The sequence below is a fragment of the Thermobifida alba genome (assembly GCF_023208015.1).
Classification (GTDB): Bacteria; Actinomycetota; Actinomycetes; order Streptosporangiales; family Streptosporangiaceae; genus Thermobifida; species Thermobifida alba.
The window spans coordinates 4,130,562-4,147,231 of record NZ_CP051627.1; the positions used below are offsets into that span (position 1 = coordinate 4,130,562).

The 16,670-nt window shown below is 71.2% G+C and carries 15 protein-coding genes; 4 read left to right on the forward strand and 11 right to left on the reverse strand.

The features are described 5' to 3' along the window. The first annotated feature begins 78 nt into the window (after nucleotides 1-78). Together FOF52_RS18410 and FOF52_RS18415 are read left to right on the forward strand one after the other, a co-directional pair. Nucleotides 79-1,191 (forward strand): baeRF2 domain-containing protein, encoded by a 1,113-nt coding sequence (locus FOF52_RS18410; RefSeq protein ID WP_248591161.1) that lies wholly within the window; start codon nucleotides 79-81, stop codon nucleotides 1,189-1,191. Nucleotides 1,192-1,273: 82 nt separating this feature from the next. After that, nucleotides 1,274-1,504, forward strand: a complete 231-nt coding sequence (locus FOF52_RS18415; RefSeq protein ID WP_248591162.1) for a hypothetical protein — start codon at nucleotides 1,274-1,276, stop codon at nucleotides 1,502-1,504. A 54-nt stretch (nucleotides 1,505-1,558) separates the two neighbouring features. Here the strand turns inward: FOF52_RS18415 and FOF52_RS18420 are convergent, their stop codons facing one another. The 8 genes from FOF52_RS18420 to FOF52_RS18455 form a co-directional block, all read right to left on the reverse strand. Further along, on the reverse strand, nucleotides 1,559-2,533 hold the full coding sequence (locus tag FOF52_RS18420; RefSeq protein WP_248591163.1) for an ABC transporter substrate-binding protein: 975 nt from the start codon (nucleotides 2,531-2,533) through the stop codon (nucleotides 1,559-1,561). Nucleotides 2,534-2,578: 45 nt separating this feature from the next. After that, nucleotides 2,579-4,495 (reverse strand): ABC transporter permease, encoded by a 1,917-nt coding sequence (locus FOF52_RS18425; RefSeq protein WP_248593923.1) that lies wholly within the window; start codon nucleotides 4,493-4,495, stop codon nucleotides 2,579-2,581. 12 nt (nucleotides 4,496-4,507) lie between these two features. After that, the gene (locus FOF52_RS18430) at nucleotides 4,508-5,545 is read right to left on the reverse strand and encodes a quaternary amine ABC transporter ATP-binding protein (protein ID WP_248593924.1); all 1,038 of its coding nucleotides are present in this window, start codon (nucleotides 5,543-5,545) and stop codon (nucleotides 4,508-4,510) included. A 134-nt stretch (nucleotides 5,546-5,679) separates the two neighbouring features. Continuing rightward, entirely contained in the window at nucleotides 5,680-7,242 is a 1,563-nt protein-coding gene (locus tag FOF52_RS18435) for a GMC family oxidoreductase (RefSeq protein ID WP_248591164.1), read from the reverse strand. A 66-nt stretch (nucleotides 7,243-7,308) separates the two neighbouring features. Further along, nucleotides 7,309-8,766 carry an aldehyde dehydrogenase family protein gene (locus FOF52_RS18440; protein WP_248593925.1) on the reverse strand — a complete coding sequence of 486 codons (1,458 nt, stop codon included), beginning with the start codon at nucleotides 8,764-8,766 and terminating at the stop codon, nucleotides 7,309-7,311. 377 nt (nucleotides 8,767-9,143) lie between these two features. After that, nucleotides 9,144-9,404 (reverse strand): helix-turn-helix transcriptional regulator, encoded by a 261-nt coding sequence (locus tag FOF52_RS18445; RefSeq protein WP_248591165.1) that lies wholly within the window; start codon nucleotides 9,402-9,404, stop codon nucleotides 9,144-9,146. Nucleotides 9,405-9,411: 7 nt separating this feature from the next. Continuing rightward, nucleotides 9,412-10,269, reverse strand: coding sequence for an ABC transporter permease (locus FOF52_RS18450; RefSeq protein WP_248593926.1), 858 nt, complete (start codon nucleotides 10,267-10,269; stop codon nucleotides 9,412-9,414). Nucleotides 10,270-10,274: 5 nt separating this feature from the next. Continuing rightward, nucleotides 10,275-11,243, reverse strand: coding sequence for an ABC transporter ATP-binding protein (locus FOF52_RS18455; protein ID WP_248591166.1), 969 nt, complete (start codon nucleotides 11,241-11,243; stop codon nucleotides 10,275-10,277). Between the two features lie 196 nt (nucleotides 11,244-11,439). Here FOF52_RS18455 and FOF52_RS18460 point away from each other — a divergent pair, with 196 nt between their 5' ends. After that, complete coding sequence (locus FOF52_RS18460; RefSeq protein WP_248591167.1) at nucleotides 11,440-11,832, forward strand: VOC family protein; 393 nt, start codon at nucleotides 11,440-11,442, stop codon at nucleotides 11,830-11,832. 33 nt (nucleotides 11,833-11,865) lie between these two features. On the opposite strand, the gene FOF52_RS18465 is transcribed toward FOF52_RS18460, so the two are convergent. Both FOF52_RS18465 and FOF52_RS21970 read right to left on the reverse strand, forming a co-directional pair. After that, nucleotides 11,866-12,651: an alpha/beta fold hydrolase gene (locus FOF52_RS18465; protein ID WP_248591168.1), complete on the reverse strand. Its 786-nt coding sequence runs from the start codon at nucleotides 12,649-12,651 to the stop codon at nucleotides 11,866-11,868. A 95-nt stretch (nucleotides 12,652-12,746) separates the two neighbouring features. Further along, nucleotides 12,747-14,594, reverse strand: coding sequence for a serine/threonine-protein kinase (locus tag FOF52_RS21970; RefSeq protein ID WP_341849696.1), 1,848 nt, complete (start codon nucleotides 14,592-14,594; stop codon nucleotides 12,747-12,749). A 769-nt stretch (nucleotides 14,595-15,363) separates the two neighbouring features. Here FOF52_RS21970 and FOF52_RS18475 point away from each other — a divergent pair. Then, nucleotides 15,364-16,197, forward strand: a complete 834-nt coding sequence (locus tag FOF52_RS18475) for an SURF1 family protein (protein WP_248591169.1) — start codon at nucleotides 15,364-15,366, stop codon at nucleotides 16,195-16,197. Here the strand turns inward: FOF52_RS18475 and FOF52_RS18480 are convergent. Then, nucleotides 16,167-16,586, reverse strand: coding sequence for a DUF3817 domain-containing protein (locus tag FOF52_RS18480; protein WP_248591170.1), 420 nt, complete (start codon nucleotides 16,584-16,586; stop codon nucleotides 16,167-16,169). The genes FOF52_RS18475 and FOF52_RS18480 overlap by 31 nt on opposite strands. Nucleotides 16,587-16,670 lie beyond the last annotated feature (84 nt).

The window sequence follows — 16,670 nt, forward strand, 5'->3', positions numbered from 1 at the left end:
GGCCGGGCAGCGGCCCCGGACGAGGCGAACACCGAGTTCGGAGGGGGTGAGCGGGCCGCCGACCAGGGCCCGCGGCGCATGGATCTTGGTTTTCTGCGACCGCTGTACGAGACGGCCGCCCCGGTGGCCTCGGTCTACCTGGACACCACCCGGGCGTCGGAGAGCGCCGCCAAGGAGATCGAACTGCGCTGGCGCGGGCTGCGGGAGAGCCTCGCCGAGCAGGGGGCCGACGAGGACACCCTGCGCGCCCTGGACGCGGTGGCCGGAGGGGAGCCGGGGATCCCCGGCCCCCAGGGAGAGGCGCTCTTCGCCGCCGAGGGGCGGCTGCTGGGCGCCTTCACGCTGTCCCGGCCGCCGCTGCGGGACCGGGCCGTCCTGCTTCCGGTCGCCGACCCCCTCGAACTGGCCGTCGACCGCAACCGCCAGGTCCCCTACGTGGTCGTCGCGGCGGACCGGGAGGGCGCCGACGTCTCCGCCTACACCGTCGCCCACCACGAACCCGAGTCCGAACGGAGCTTCAGCGGCAGCACCCTGCACATCCAGAAGGTGCGCGTCGGCGGGTGGACGCACAAGCAGTACCAGCGCAGGGCGGAGAACCTGTGGGAGGCCAACGCCCAGGAAGCAGCCAAGGACGTGGAGGCGGCGGTCGCCGACGTGGACGCCGAGGTCGTGTTCGTCGGCGGCGACGAGCGGGCCATCGGCAAGCTCCGCGACCACCTGAGCAAGACGGTCCTCGACATCCTCGTGGAACAGCCCGGCGGGGGACGCTCCGACGCCGCGGCGCTCGCCAGCCTGCGCGAGGCGGTGGACCGGGCCCTGGAACGGGCGGTGGCCCAGGCCAGAAGGCGGGAGCGGGCCGCCTTCACCACGGCGCTGGCGCGCGGTGAAGGCGCCGTCGAGGGAGTGGCGGAGACCGCCGAGGCGCTGCGGCGCGCCCAGGTCCAGGTCCTGCTGCTGGCCGCGGACCCCGGTGAGGAACCGCGGATCTGGGCCTCCCGGTCCGATCCGCTGGAGGTGTCGGTGGAGCGGGAGCGGCTCAGCGACCCCGACTCCGCGTTCCAGGCGCCCGCCAGTACGCTGTTGCTGCGTGCGGCCACCCAGACCGACGCCGGCTTCGTGGAGCTCGCGGACACCGAGGCAGCGGGGGGAGTCGGCGCGGTCCTGAGGTTCGTCACCGCCGAGGAGCGGTGAGGAGCGGCGGCTTCGCGGTTGCCGCACCCGCCCCCGGAAGAGACCGTTCCGGGGGCCCGACGTGTGTCCGGAAGGGGGAGGCATGCGACGCGGGCGGCTGAAGGGACCGCTGGGCAGCCACGACCGGCCGGCGAGCGCACTGACGTTCCGGCTGGTCCTCGCCGTGTTCGGGGCGACGGTCCTGCTGGTGGGGGCGGTGCTCGCCGCCGTGTGGGCGCGTTCCGCGCCGCTGACGATCGTGCTGACCTCCGGATTCCTCGCGGCCTGTCTGAACGTCTACTGGGTCAGTCGCCGCCGCCGTTACGAGCGCTGACCCCGCCCGTCCTGTTCCCCGCGGACGCCGTCCGCGGGGAACAGGACGCGGACCTCACCGCCTCCCCGAGCCCTCGGGGATCCACGGCCGCCACACCTCGGGGTTCTCCTCGATCCACCGGGCCGCGGCCTCCTCCCGGTCCAGCCCCTCGTAGGCGAGGAGCCGGGCGACGGTGTTCTGGTCCTCGTTGGTCCACTGCCAGGCGTCGATCAGCTCGAACGCGGGACCGCCCTCCTCGGCGAAGCCCGCCCGGTAGATCTTGTTCAGCTCCTGCCGCGGATAGTCGCAGCCCACGTCGGACAGGTCGGCCGCGCACCCCGGTGTGGCCTCGGGGAACTCCACGCGGACCAGGTCGAGTTCGGTGAACAGCCAGTGCGGCTCGTTGAAGTAGAACAGCACCGGCTCGCCCTTCGCGTAGCGGTTGCGGACCTCCGTGACCTCCGCGGCCTCCGATCCCGCGTAGACGATCGTGAAGTCGAGATCGAAGTGGTTGATCATGCCCTGGTCCTGGGTGAGGAACCCCGGCGCGCCGGAGAGGAACTCGCCCCGGTCGCCGCTCTCCGGGGTGCGGAAGACCTCGGCGTGCTCCCGGAGCCCGTCGACGGTGGTGATGTCCGGGTACCGCTCGGCCATGTAGGCGGGCATGTACCAGCCGATCTGCCCGATGTTGCCGTTGGGGCCGCCGTCGACCACGGTCCCGTTGCCCCCGGGCCCGTAGAGCTCCATCAGGTCCTCGTGGCCCCAGTTCTCCAGGATCACGTCGAGCGCGCCCTGGTCGAGGGCCTGCCACGAGGGCTGCTCGTCGATCTGCACGAGGGTGACCTGGTAGCCGAGCTCCTCTTCGAGCAGGTACTCGATGACGACGGCACTGGCCTCGTAGCCGACCCACCCGTTCAACGCGATCCGCACCGTGTTGGGGTCACGCAGCATCGAGGTGGTGCGGACCGCGCACGACGCGACGGTCACCAGTAGTGCCAGCACCAGCGCGGCGGTCCGGAGCGGCCGCCCGATGCCCGTGGCGGTGGACATGGTTCCTCCTGTGATGCCGGGGAGCGAGGGAGGCAGAGGCACGGTTCATCCCTCCCGCCGCGCCGCGCCCTGGGTGAGCCGGTCCAGGAGCACCCCGAGGCAGACGATGGCCAGGCCCGAGGTGAGCCCCAGACCCAGCAGGTTCTGGCCCAGGCCGAACACGACCCCGTAGCCCAGGGCTCCGGCGCCGACCAGCGCCCCGATCACCACCATCGCCAGGACCATCATGATTCCCTGGTTGACCGCGAGCCGCAGCGAGGCGCGGGCCAGGGGCAGCTGCACCTTGGCGAGCAGTTGGAGCCGGGTGGAGCCCTGGGAGACCGCCGCCTCCACCGCGGCGGGCGAGACACCGCGGATGCCGTTCTCGACCAGGCGGATGACCGGGGGCAGCGCGAAGATGACGGCGGCCGCCAGCGCGGGGACGCGGCCGATGCCGAACAGCGCGACCGCCGGGATCAGGTAGACGAACGGCGGCAGCGTCTGCATCGCGTCCAGCACCGGGCGCAGGACCCGGGACAGCACGGTGGAGCGTGCCGCCGCGATGCCCACGGCGATCCCCACCACGGTGGTGAGCAGGGCCGCCACCAGTACCTGGGAGAGGGTGTCCATGCTGAGGTCCCAGACGCCCAGCACCCCGATGACGAGCAGGGAGAGCCCCGCCACGACCGCGGTGCGCCATCCCTCCAGCACCGCCCCGAGCGCGGCGGCGGCCAGCACCACCAGCCACCACGGCGAGTCGGTGAGGACCGCGCGCAGCGGATCCAGGACCCAGTCGAGGGTGAGCGTGCCCAGCGCCGAGGTGAGGCCGCCGACCAGGTCCTGCACCGCGGCGTTGAGCGCGTTGACCGGTCCGGCGATGCTGAGGGTCCACTCCCGCGGCCAGTCCGGAACCCCGAGGAGCCGGGCGAGCACGGACGCGGCGGCGGTCGCCGCCACCCCCGCCGCGACGACCGGCAGACGGCCCGTGCGGTCGGGGCCGGGGACGTTCCGCTCCCTGCCGGCCGCGGCGGTGACCCGGTCCAGAGCGATCGCCAGGAACACGATCGCGAGTCCGGCCTCGAACGCCCGGCCCACGTTGACCTTGTTCAGCGCCTGGTAGATGGCGTCCCCCAGGCCGCCCGCGCCGATCACCGAGGCGATGACCACCATGGACACCGCCAGCATGATCACCTGGTTGACGCCCAGCATGATGGTCCGCCTGGCCAGCGGCAACTGCACCTTGGTGAGGGTCTGCCAGCGGGTGGACCCCAGCGAGACGGCGGCCTCGACCGCTCCCGGGTCGACCCCCCGGATGGCCAGGGAGGTGATGCGGACCGCGGGAGGGAATGCGTAGACGGTGGTGGCCACGGCCGCCGCCGGGTTGCCGATCCCGAACAGCAGCAGCATCGGCATGAGGTAGGCGAACGCCGGCATGATCTGCAGGAAGTTCAGCACGGGCCGGATCGCCCGGTCGAAGCGGTCGCTGCGTCCGGCGACGACGCCCAGCGGGATGCCGACGAGGAGCGCGAGCAGCACCGAGGTGATGAGCAGCGCGAGCGTGGTCATCGCCTCGGTCCACAGGCCGAGCAGGCCGAACGTCGTGAAGGTGAGGAGGGCGAACGCCGCGACCCGCGGCCCGGCGACGCGCCACGCGGTGAAGACCCCCGCGACCACCACTCCCGGCCAGGTCAGCCAGGTCAGCACCAGGTTGATCAGGATGACCGCCGAGCCCAGTCCCACCGAGAGGTAGTTGAACCCGTACAGGAACAGCGGACTGGTGTTGCGGTGGGTGACCACCCACTCGTAGACGCGGTCGAGGAACGGGGCGACCTGGAGCGCCTCGGGCAGTTCGGGGAAACTGCCCTGCCCCTTCACCAGGGCGAACCCCGCGAGCAGGACCGCCACCACGAGCGCCGCCTGGACCCAGCGGCTGGTCACCCAGGCGGGAAGGCTGCCCGAACCGGTCGGGGAGACCGTGTCGATCGTGGACACCGCTCAGCCTCCCTCTCCGGGAAGCGGGACCGCGGGGTGGTCCGTGTCGCCGTCCGCGCTCTGGTCCTCGGCCATGACGCGCAGCACGTCGGAGCGGTCGACCACGCCCAGGACCCGGTCGCCGTCGGCGACCCGCACCGGCGCGGTGCTCGTGGCGAGCTGGGGGATGATGTCGCGCACCACGGTCGTGGGGGCGGTGACGGGCCCGTCCAGCGGCTCGTCGGGGCGGGGATCGCGCATCAGCCAGCGCACGGTGAGCACATCGGTCCGTGGGACGTCCGAGACGAAGTCGCGCACGTAGTCGTCGGCGGGGCGGCCGACCAACTCCTCGGCGGTGCCCACCTGGACGAGTTCACCGTTGCGCATGAGGGCAATCCGGTCGCCCACCCGGAGCGCCTCGGACAGGTCGTGGGTGATGAAGACCGCGGTCACGTCCAGTTCCCGCTGCAGCCGGATGACCTCGTTCTGCATGTCGCGGCGGATGAGGGGGTCCAGGGCGCTGAAGGGCTCGTCGAACAGCAGCACCTCGGGGCTGACGGCGAGGGCGCGGGCCAGGCCGACACGCTGCTGCATACCGCCGCTGAGCTGCCCGGGACGGGAGTTCTCGTAGCCGGAGAGGCCGACCATCTCGATCATCTTCCGGGCTTTGGCGTAGCGCTCCGAGCGGCTCATACCGCGGATCTCCAGCCCGTAGGCGACGTTGTCGATGATCCTGCGGTTGGGCAGCAGACCGAAGTGCTGGAAGACCATCGCGATCTTGTGCCTGCGCAGCTCACGCAGTTGCTGCGGGTCGGCCTGGCCGATGTCGTCCCCGTCGAGCAGCACCTGGCCGCTGGTCGGCTCGATGAGGCGGGTGATGCAGCGCACCAGGGTGGACTTGCCGGACCCGGACAGTCCCATGACCACGAAGACCTCCCCGGGGGCGACGTCGAAGGAGACGTCGCGCACCGCGACGGTGCAACCGGTCCGTTCCCTGATGGTGTCGCGGTCGAGGTGCTGGAGTTCGGTGCCGACGACGGAGTCGGCGTTCCGGCCGAAGATCTTCTACAGGCCGCGTACGGCGATCTTGGTGTTCACCTCCGAAGGTCTTCGGTCGGCGGTTGCGGTGTTGGAGGGAATCACATCTGCTCCTTCGTGCCTTCTTCGCCGGGGAACCGGGAGGGTGGGGCTGCCGGTCAGCGGGCGTCCGCGCGGATCAGGTCGGCGGCGCGTTCCCCGACAGCGAGCACGGTGACCATCGGGTTGGTGGTGGGCAGGGTCGGGAACACCGAGGCGTCGGCGATGCGCAGCCTGGACAGGCCGCGGACCCGCAGGGCCGGGTCGACGACGGCCATGGGGTCGTCGGCGGCTCCCATACGGCAGGTGCCCGCGGGGTGGTAGACGGTGTGCGCGGCGCGGCGGCCGTACTCGCTCAGCGCCTCGTCGGTGGTGATGTCCGGTCCCGGAGCGACCTCGCGCTTGAGCCAGGACCGGAACGGTTCGGTCCGCGCGATCTCGCGGGCGATCTTGAGCCCGTCCACGATGGTGGTGGCGTCGTAGTCGTCCGGGTCGGTGAAGTAGCGGAAGTCCAACGCGGGTTTGACCGAGGGGTCCGCGCTGGTCAGCCAGAGTTTGCCGCGGGACCGGGAGCGGGGGATGTTGGGCGTCATGCAGATCGCGTGCTCGGGGCGCGGGTAGCCGAGTCGCTCGATGTTGTCGGCGAAGGGGATCTGGTAGATGTGGAACATCAGGTCCGGACGCGGGTCGCTGGTGTCGCGCCTGATGAACAGGGCCGCGTCGGAGTCCATGACCGTGTTGTGCGGCAGTTCGTCGGTCTCCCACATGATGATCGACTCCGGGTGGTCGAGCAGGTTCTCGCCGACGCCGGGAAGGTCGTGGCGCACCGTGATCCCCACGTCGGTCAGGTCCCCGGCGGGGCCCACCCCCGACAGCAGGAGGAGTCGGGGCGTGTCGATGGCGCCGGCGCACAGGATGACCTCCCGCTCGGCGCGGACGGTCACCGGACCGCCCGACGGCGGGTGGACGCGCACCCCGGTGGCGCGGTCGCCGTCGAACAGGATCTGGTCGGCCCAGGTCTCCACCATCAGGGTGAGGTTGGCGCGTCGTCCGATGATCGGATGGAGGTAGGCGACCGACGCCGAGGAGCGGTAGCCGGTGTACGGGTCGTAGGCGATGGACAGGAAGCCGACGCCGTCGTGGAAGCCGCCTCCGTCGTGGAAGCCGCCTCCGTGGGAGAGGGCGGCGTTGAAGTCCTCGATGACGGGGACGCCGGTGGCCGCGGACGCGGCGGTGATCCAGTCCCGGACGACGGAGTTGCGGTCCTTCTCGGCCACCGGGACGATGTTGCACTTGATCCGGTCGGCGTAGGACTGGACGGTGGCGTTGTCCCAGCCGGCGGCTCCGGCGGCCACCCAGTCGTCGAGGTCCTCGGGGAACGGGCGGAAGCTGATCAGGGTGTTGTGCGAGGAGCAGCCGCCCAGGACGCGGGCCCGCGAGTGGCGGATGAAGGAGTTGCCGCGCGGCTGCTCCACGGTCGGGTAGTCGTAGTCGAGGTCGCTGCCGAGCAGGCTGAGCCAGTCACGCAGTTTCAGGACCCGCTCCAGTCCCACGTCGGACGGTCCGCCCTCGATGACGCACACGGTGGTGTCGGGGTCCTCGGTGAGCCGGTCCGCGATCACCGATCCCGCGGTGCCGCCGCCGACGACGACGTAGTCGAACGTGGATTCGGATGCTGCCACAGGTCTCTCCTCGCTTCTCGTCACTCGGGGGATGTCCGTTGCGGTCCGGGCTGCGGTCCGCCGGGGTCAGGAACCGAACCAGCGCTGCGGGCGGGGGTCGAGGTTGCGGTAGAGGTGCTTGGCCTCCCGGTACTCGTCCAGTCCGGCGGGGCCGAGTTCCCGTCCGATCCCGGAACGGCCGAACCCGCCCCATTCGGCGCCGGGGATGTAGGGGCCGAAGTCGTTGATCCACACTGTTCCGTGCCGCAGTGCCGCGGCGACGCGTTCACCGCGCGCGACGTCGGAGGTCCACACCCCGCCGCTCAGCCCGTACCGGGTGTCGTTGCCCAGCTCGATCGCCTCGGCCTCGGTGCGGAACCGTTCGACGGTGGCGACCGGTCCGAAGACCTCCTCCTGCACGATGGACATGCCGCGGTGGCAGTCGACGAACAGGGTGGGCCGGTAGAAGTAGCCCCGGGCCAGTTCGGGGTCGTCGGGGCGGTGTCCTCCGGCGATGATCCGGGCGCCCTCCTCGGTTCCGCGGGCGACGGCCGCCTCGACCTTCGCGCGGTGCTCGGCGGAGACGAGCGGGCCGCACTCCGTCCCCGCGGCCAGGGGGTGTCCGAGGGTGATGGCCTCGGCTCGCCGGGCGAGTTCGGCGGTGAAGGCGTCGTGGACGTCCTCGTGCACGATGAGCCGGGCCCCCGCCGAGCAGACCTGGCCCGAGTGCAGGAACGCGGCGGTGAGCGCGTAGTCCACGGCGGTGTCGAGGTCGACGTCGTCGAAGATGATGTTGGGGTTCTTGCCGCCCAGTTCGAGGGCGACCTTCTTGACCGTGGGCGCCGCCGCGGCCATGATCCCGCTTCCGGTCGCCAGTCCTCCGGTGAAGGAGACCAGGTCCACGTCGGGGTGGGCGACCAGGGCCGCGCCGACGGTGGCTCCCGCCCCGGGGACCAGGTTGACGACGCCGGCCGGGACTCCCGCCTCGACCAGGAGTTCCATGAGTTTGAGGGTGGTCACCGGGGTGACCTCGCTGGGTTTGACCACCATGGTGTTGCCCGCCGCGAGGGCCGGGGCGACCTTCCAGGAGAGCTGGAGCAGCGGGTAGTTCCAGGGGGTGATCATCGCGCACACGCCGACGGGTTCGTAGACGACGCGGCTGAGCACCCCCTCGGGGGCGGGGACGATCCGTCCGGCGTCCTTGTCGGCCAGGCCCGCGTAGTAGCGGAAGACGGCGGTGACGTCGTCGACGTCGATCTCGCCCTCCCGCAGGGTCTTCCCGGTGTCCAGGGACTCCATCAGCGCGATCTCGGCGCGGTCGCGGACCAGGAGGTCGGCGACGCGGTGCAGCAGTTCACCGCGTTCACCCGCGGACACGGACCGCCAGGGGCCGCCGTCGAAGGCGGCGCGTGCGGCGGCGACGGCGTCGTCCACGTCCGCGGCGGTGGCCTCACTCACCACGGTCAGCACACTGGCGTCGTAGGGGTTGGTGATCTGGCGCACGCCTCCGTCGGAGGCGGGCCGCCAGGATCCGCCGATGTGCAACCCGACCGCCGTGGTCGACCCGGGGGCGGACAGGTAGGGCTTGTCAGGGAGTGCTGCGTAGGTTTCGGTCACGGCGGCCTGTCTGCCCCGGGCAAAAGGGTGCAAACAGAACTTTTCTCTTTTTTGTGGCTCTGAGGCAGGCTCTCTATGACGGCGTGACCTGTGGAAATGTGGCCGAGGTCACTTTTTTGCGTATTTCTTCCTGACCGAATCCCTCGGGACGCCGTTCTGCGGACACGTTCCGCGCCCTGGAAAAGGGGGCGGCGGAAGGGACCGGACGCATTTCTTCCCAAAAGCGGCGGCCGCCTGCCGCTCCACCGAGTGGTGGAGCGGCAGGCGGCCGCGGGCTCGACGCGGTGGACGCCCCGCCCCGCCGGTCACTCCGCCCCCGCCGTGCTGCCGATCCGGGGGAACGGGGTGGTCGAGAAGACCACCTCCACGGGAACCTCGAAGTACTCGGCGATCCGCAGCGCCAGGTACAGACTCGGACGGTACTCGCCGCGCTCCAGGTATCCGATGGTCTGGTAGTGCACCCCCAGGGCCTCGGCGAGTTGGCGGCGGGACACGCCCCGCTCGACGCGCAGCACCGCGATGCGGTTGTAGACGGTCTCGCCGCCCATCGCCCTGCCTCCGCTCATCCCCGGATCACCCGATTCGCTGCATCGCCTTGTGCCGCCGCTCCTCCAGGCTGCTACCGGACTCGCGCCGGGCCATCCGCCGCAGCACGATCGGGGCCAAGAGCAGACCGACGAGCGCCCACGCGCCCAGCACGCCGACGGTCTCCAGGGTCCGCCAGGACTCGCCGATCTCCTCCACCACGGCGGTGTCGGGCAGCAGCCCCGAGCGCATGCCCAGGCCGAGCCAGTAGATCGGGAAGACCTGGACGACCCAGTGCAGCCATTCGGGGAGCATGGAGATCGGGAAGAAGATGCCGGAGACCATCATCAGGCCCATGAGCAGCAGCACCAGGACGCCTACGATAGCCCGCGGGTTGGTGAACAGCGACCCCAGGATCGCGCCGGCCGGGAGGGTCGCCAGGAGACCCAGAGCGGTGACCCACAGCAGGGTCAGCGACCCCTGCACGGTGAACTGGAACCCGTCGATCAGCAGCACCGCCGGCACGAGGATCACCAGCATGCTCAGCAGGGTGATCAGGGAGACGGAGACCACCTTGCCGACCAGGTAGCCCTGGGTGCCCCGGGGGAGGGCCTTGGCCCGCAGCAGGGTGCCGTCCTCCCGGTCGGTGGACAGGAGTTGGGCCATGGACACGATCCCGCCGAACACCAGCATCGTGGCCAGCACGCCGGGCATCGCCAGCGTCGCCTGGGTGATGCCCGTTCCGAACAGCGCGGTGTTCTCCATCTCGTTGCCGTCCATGAACAGCAGGACGGCCACGAAGATCACGCTGTTGAGCAGGTAGGAGCCGAGTTCGGAGAGGATGGTCAAGGTCTGGCGGAACTCGGCCCAGCCCCGCAGCAGCCCCAGACGGAGGGCGAAGAGCATCGTGTTCACCGGTTCTCCCCTCCAAACCCGGGCTCGTCGTCGCCCGCGACACCGGACTCGTGCCGGTGCACCATGGCCATGTAGACGTCCTCCAACGTGGCGCGGCGTACCTCCAGGTCGCCGATCTCCTCGCCGTACTGGGCGAACAGTTCGCGGACGAACGCGGTGCCGTCGTCGGCGGAGTGCACGAACCGCTGGCCGCCGCGGGTCCAGCGGATCTCGGTCTTGCGGCTCACCTGCCGGGAGAGTTGGTCCGCGCTGCCGTCGGCGACGATCCGGCCGCCCGCGAGGATGAGGATGCGGTCGGCCAGTTTCTCCGCCTCGTCCAGGTCGTGCGTGGTGAGCAGGACGGTGGTGTCCTCCAGGTCGGCCAGGCGGTGCACCAGGTCGTGGAAGTCCCGGCGGGCCTCGGGGTCGAACCCGGCGGTCGGCTCGTCGAGGAAGAGCAGTTCGGGACGGCCGACGATGCCGATCGCGACGTCGAGTCGGCGGCGCTGGCCCCCGGAGAGCGTCCTGACCTGCTTGTTGGCATGCTCGGCCAGGCCCACGATGTCGAGCAGTTCCGCGGTGCCGCGTGGCCGACTGATCTCGGCCGTGGAGTAGGGGCGGTAGTACCGGCCGAAGTGCTCCAGCAGTTCGGCGACCCGCCACTTGCCGTGGTCGCGCCAGGACTGCAGCACCACGCCCAGGCGGGCCCGCCACCGCTCGTCGCCGTGGGCGGGGTCGGAGCCCAGCACGTTCACCTGTCCGGCCGAGCGCATCCGGAAGCCTTCGAGAATCTCGATAGTGGTGGTCTTTCCCGCGCCGTTCGGACCCAGCAGGGCCAGCACCTCGCCCCGCTCGGCCCGGAAGGTCACCCCCTTGAGCACGTCCGTCGAACCGTAGCGCATCCGCAGGTCGTGGACCTCGATCACGGGCTGGTCGGCGGAGCCGGGTGCTGGGGAGGCGGTGACGGGATGGGGGGCCGCCGCCATATTCCTTCTCCTCACTGTTGTTGTTCTATAGAAAGAGATAGCACAAGTACTACATGACGGCAATCCCCTGCTATGCTACGCAGTGTGGTGGAAAGCCTACGAAAATGGTCGAGACCGTTTCGAGGGCTTGGAGCGGGACCGGTGGAGCGGCAGAATGTGGTGCAACACCTGTCCGGCGGCTCTGGAGGAGACGCCCGTGCGAATGAGCTACGTCCGACTTCTGGCAGACGACTACGAGGCGTGCTTCCGGTTCTACGCTGACGTGCTGAAACTCCCCGTGCTACGGGGATCTGAACTCACCCGCTACGCCGAGTTCGAGACGGGGGCCAACACCAAGCTCGCGCTGAACCAGCGCGAGGTGGTCGCCGAGGCGCTGGAGACCGACATGGAAGACCCCTACCTGCCCCGCCAGGACCGGGTAGCGGTGATCTTCGAGGCGGACGACGTGGACGCCAAGGCGGCCGAACTCATCGCGGCGGGTGTCCCCCTGGTCTCCCCGGTCAAGGAGTGGACGGCGCTCGGCATCCGCGCGGCGCACTTCCGCGATCCCGACGGCTACCTGCTGGAGCTCAACCAGCCGCTGCTGTGAGCGGCGCCCCACCGGCCCGGTCCGGCGCCGGCCTCAGGGCCAGCGGACCGCGGCCGGGGCCAGGTGCCGCAGCAGCAGGTCGTTGACCAGGTCCGCGCGTTCCACGTTGGCCAGGTGCGCGGCCCCGCCGACCACCTCGAAGCGGGCGTTGGGAAGCAGCCCGGCGAGTCTGCGGCCGTGGCCCGGGGGAGTCTGCGGATCGTGTGCCCCCGAGATGACCACCGTGGGCGCGTGCACCCGCCGGGCCAGCGGACGGTGGTCGACGTTCGCGACCGCGTCACAGCATCCGGCGTAGCCCTCCGGGGAGGTCTTCTCGAACTCTTCGAGGAACCGCTCGGCGATGTCGGGCCGCCGCTCGCAGAAACCGGGGGTGAACCACGAGCGGGTGACCTCGTCGGACACCGAGGCCACGCCGAAGCGGCGCACCCGCTCGCCGATGTTCTGCCAGCGCGGCGACGGCGGTGTCCAGGCGGTGGTGGACACCAGCGCCAGCCGGGTGGTCCGGGAGGGGGCGGCCGCGGCCGTCCACAACGCCACCATCGCCCCCAGACCCACGCCGATGAAGGAGACCTGCTCCAGCTCGTAGCGGTCGAGCAGCGCCAGCAGGTCGCCGCCCAGCTCCGGCACGGAGTAGGGACCGGGGGGTGCGGGAGAGGAGCCGTGTCCGCGGTGGTTGACCCGGAGGACCCGCAGGCGTCGGGTCAGCTCCGGCATCTGCGGCTCCCACACCGACCACTTCGCGCCGAGCGTGGGGACCAGCACCACCACCGGCGCGGTCCGCGGCCCGTCGAAGCGGTGCTGAAGGGGGACAACGGCCATCTGGGACCTCCTGGGACAGCGAGCCAAAGCCTACCGACATTCCCTCGGGCCGAAAGGGGGTTTCGGCCCGCCCCGCACGGAACGGACCCCCGCGGTCACTGGCCGGTCGGAGAGACGGCCACCCGTCCGGCCTCCCCGCTCCCCCAGGAACTGCTGTTCCCGGTCGGCGCGCCCTCCTGCGTTCCGGTCTCCTGCGTTCCGGTCTCCTCGGTCGGCTCGGAGTTCTCCTCCCACCCGGGGGTGTCGGTCCACTGCTCCTCCTCGGAGACGGTGGGATCGGGGTGCGGGTCCACCGGGGGGTGCGTGGAGTGGCCGTCGGTGGGCACGTTCGGGGCGTAGGTGTCCCCGCCGACGTCGGCCTCCGTCTCGTGGTCCACCACGGACGGCGTGGAGTCGGGACGGTCGTCGCCCTCCTGCCCGGAGACGTCGGTCGTGGCGCCGTCCACCGGCGTGGCCTCGGGGGACCGTCCGCCGTCGAACGACAGGAAGGCGCTGATCAGGTACCAGCCGCCCGCCAGGGCGACGATGAGGATCCCCGCGGCCATGATCCAGGACAGGGTCCGCTGGGCACTTCCCCCGCCGTGCTCGGACCGCCGGGGCAGCGACGGCTGACCACTCGGCGGGACGGCCCCGCCGGAGTCGAGGCCGTGACCGCCGCCGTGACCGCCGGCCTGCCCGGGGACGGCTTCGGCGGTACCGCCGACCGCGCCGTGCCGGGGTCCGGCGGTGCCGCCCGGAGGGGTGGTCCTGCCGGAAGCCGCCGCACCGACCTGCTTGGTCGGCCCCGTGTCGACCAGCGCGGCCAGGCCGCTCGTGGTGCGCATCGGGCCGCTCGCGGGGCCGCTGTCGGGGGCCCCGTCCGGGGCGCCGTCGGTCGGACGGGCCGTGGCCAGCGCGGCCAGGCCGCCGGCCGTCGGCCGCTCCGGAGCGTCGGTGTCCGTGGCCTCCTCGGCCGCGGACAGGACCGCGGTGGGGGCCGCCCCCGCCACCTCCTCGGCCGTGGGAATCGGCAGTACCGCGGTGGCGGCGATCTGCGTCTGCTCGCTGAGGGCCGCGGTGTAGCCGTTCTCCAGGACCTCCTCGACCGGCACCTGGGCCACGTTCGCCGGGTCGTGGCCCACCAGCGCGCCGAGCACCTGTACGGCGGTGGGACGGCGCTCGGGCTCCTTGGCGAGGCAGGCCTCCAGCAGCGGCCGCAGGCGCTCGTCCACACCGTCCAGGCGGGGCGGGCGGTTGAGCACCCGGTTGATGATCGCGGGCAGGGTCTCGTCGTGGAACGGGGATTCCCCGGTGGCGGCGAACACCATGACCCCGGCCCAGGCGAAGATGTCCACCGCGGGGGTGAGCTCCCGGCCCTCCACCTGTTCGGGAGCCATGTAGGCGGGGGTGCCCACGATGGAGTTGGTCGCGGTCACCGTGGCCTCCGCGGACCGGGCGATGCCGAAGTCGATCACCCTGGGGCCGTCCGGCCCCAGGAGCACGTTGGCCGGTTTGAAGTCGCGGTGCACCACGCCCGCCTGGTGGATGGCGACCAGCGCGGTGGCGGTGGAGATGGCGAGCCGGTCCAGCGCGGCACCGGAGCGCGGCCCGTCGCGGAGCACGGCCTCACGCAGCGACGGGCCCTCGATGTACTCGCTGACGATGTAGGGCGGTTCCGCGTCGATGTCGGCGTCCAGGAGCGCCGCGGTGCAGAAGGGGGCGACCTTGGAGGCGGTCTCGATCTCCTTGGCGAACCGGTTGCGCGCCCGGGAGTCGGACGCCCAGGAAGTCTCCATGACCTTCACGGCGACCCGGGTGCCGTCCGGAGCCTGACCGAGATACACCACGCCCTGGCCACCCTTACCGATCCGGGCGACAATTTCGTAATCCCCGATCCGAGCGGGATCCTCGGGTCGCAGCGGACTCGTCATTCGACTGCTCTCTCCCTCCACTCCACCGAGCATGGACGGCTCCGAACCGCGTCACACCGGAAACCGTCCGGGAATGAGCGGGGCAGACCGGGTGGATGGCCGCTGGAACGATCGTGCCCCACCAGCGAACCACACTGTGAGTAGCCCTGCCAGGGCACATTCCCATTCCCCGCAGGCGCAACGCACCCCATGGGAACAGATGCACGAAATCACAGAACGGTTCGCTCTGTCGAAAGGGGCGAACCCTCTTTTCGGCCCCGAACACCACGAACCGGCTGTCCGATACCGGAGCCGTTTTCCGCCCCGGCGCCGCGGGCGAGGCGGCCGGCCGTGCCTTTGCGGGCCGATCGGCCGCCGCCCCGTGGCCGCTGCCGCCCGAACCGGCGAAGAAGTGTCCGGGCGGGGAAGGGGCGGTGCGCGCCCGCCGGGAGTCCGCCTGCGGACCGGGGCTCGGCTCCGCCCGGCCGGACGGCGGCCGGCCGGGCGCCTCGGCCGACCGTGCGGAGGAAGCGCAAAGGCCGCCTCCGTGTCCCCCCTCAAAGCACGGAGGCGGCCTTCGCTTGGGAACGGCCGCCGGCTCCTCCCCCCAGAAGTCGGCGGCCTCGGAAAGGTCCGCATCACGGGAGTCTGTGGCTCTCTCACCGTGGTGACACCCAGATTACCTACGCCCATCTGGTGAAACAACCGTACGTCACCGAGTGGCACTTAAAGTGATGGCTATTCGTTCCTCAGTCCCCCGTCAACTTCCGCCGGGACGCGGGGGCGCCGCGGGATCCCCGCCCGGCACGCATAGCCTGGGAACGTGCGTTTCCCACTTCTGCGGCCCCACTGGCTCGGCATCCACCTGGTCGCGCTGGTCGCGGTGCTCGTCTGCTTCCTGCTGGGCTACTGGCAGTACGAGCGCGCCCAGCGGCCCGACCGCGAGACGATCACCAATCCCGTCGAGGACCTCGCCTCGGCGGAGAGCATCGACACGCTGCTCGAACCCGGGCAGTACATGCCCCAGGCCATCGCCAACGAGGCCGTCACCGCGACCGGAACCTACGACACCGGGCGCCAGCTGCTCGCCCCGGCCCTGTCCCCGGAGGGCGAGGAGGGCTACTACGTGGTGGTCCCCCTGGTGGTCGAAGACGGCGTCGCGGTGGTGGTGAACCGGGGGTGGATCCCCGTCGACGCGGTCGACGCGGTCCCGCCCGCGCCGCAGGGCGAGGTCACCGTCCGGGGGTGGTTGCAGATGCCCCAGAACGAGGCGTACCGGGGCTACTCGCCGATCGTCCCCGAGGGGCAGGTCGCGCGGATCTCCTCGGCCCTGCTGGTCAACGAGTGGCCCTACCGGCTCTATGAGGGGTACGTCACCCTGGGGGAGCAGACGCCGCCGACCCCCGCCGGAGCGGACGTGGCACTGAAGGAGATCCCGCCACCGGACCCGCCGCAGGAGACCGTCTGGAACTTCAGGAACCTGAGCTACGCCGCCCAGTGGTGGGTGTTCGGGGCGGCCGCCATCGTGTTCTGGGTCTCACTGGTGCGGCGCGAACGGGAGGAGCAGCGCGCGGGGCGGGAGAGCGGCGGCAGCGACGGGGCCGCGGCTCCCACCGCCGAACCGGCTCAGCCCTCGGCGGACGCGGCCGCGGACTGAGCGGCTGCCCTCTCCTCGGCGTCGATCGCGGCCTTCTCCGTGGCCGCGACCCTGTGCTCCACGAAGAACCCCACCACCGGGATCGTTCCGGACAGCATCACTCCCACGGTCTTCGACGCGTTCCACCGGCGCTTCAGGGCCAGCCACAGCACCGACAGCACGAACACCATGTAGATGTAGCCGTGCGGGATCGCGATGTACATCATCAGCGGGGTGTCCGCGCCGAACCACTGCTCCATGCCCGCGGGCGCGTCCGCCAGGGAGAACCGCGCGGTCTCCCCGACGAGGTACTTGGCGGGCATCGCCACGAAGGTCAGCAGCAGCAGCCACGTCGAGGTGACGTAGGCCAGGACGCGGTAGAGCGTGAGTGGAAGACGCTTGTTCTCCAACGGGGCACCTCGGCTCGGATCTCGCGACCGGACCCGGCTGTCCGGGCGGCGCCGCCTGGCGTACCGCCGGACGGCCGGGTCCGG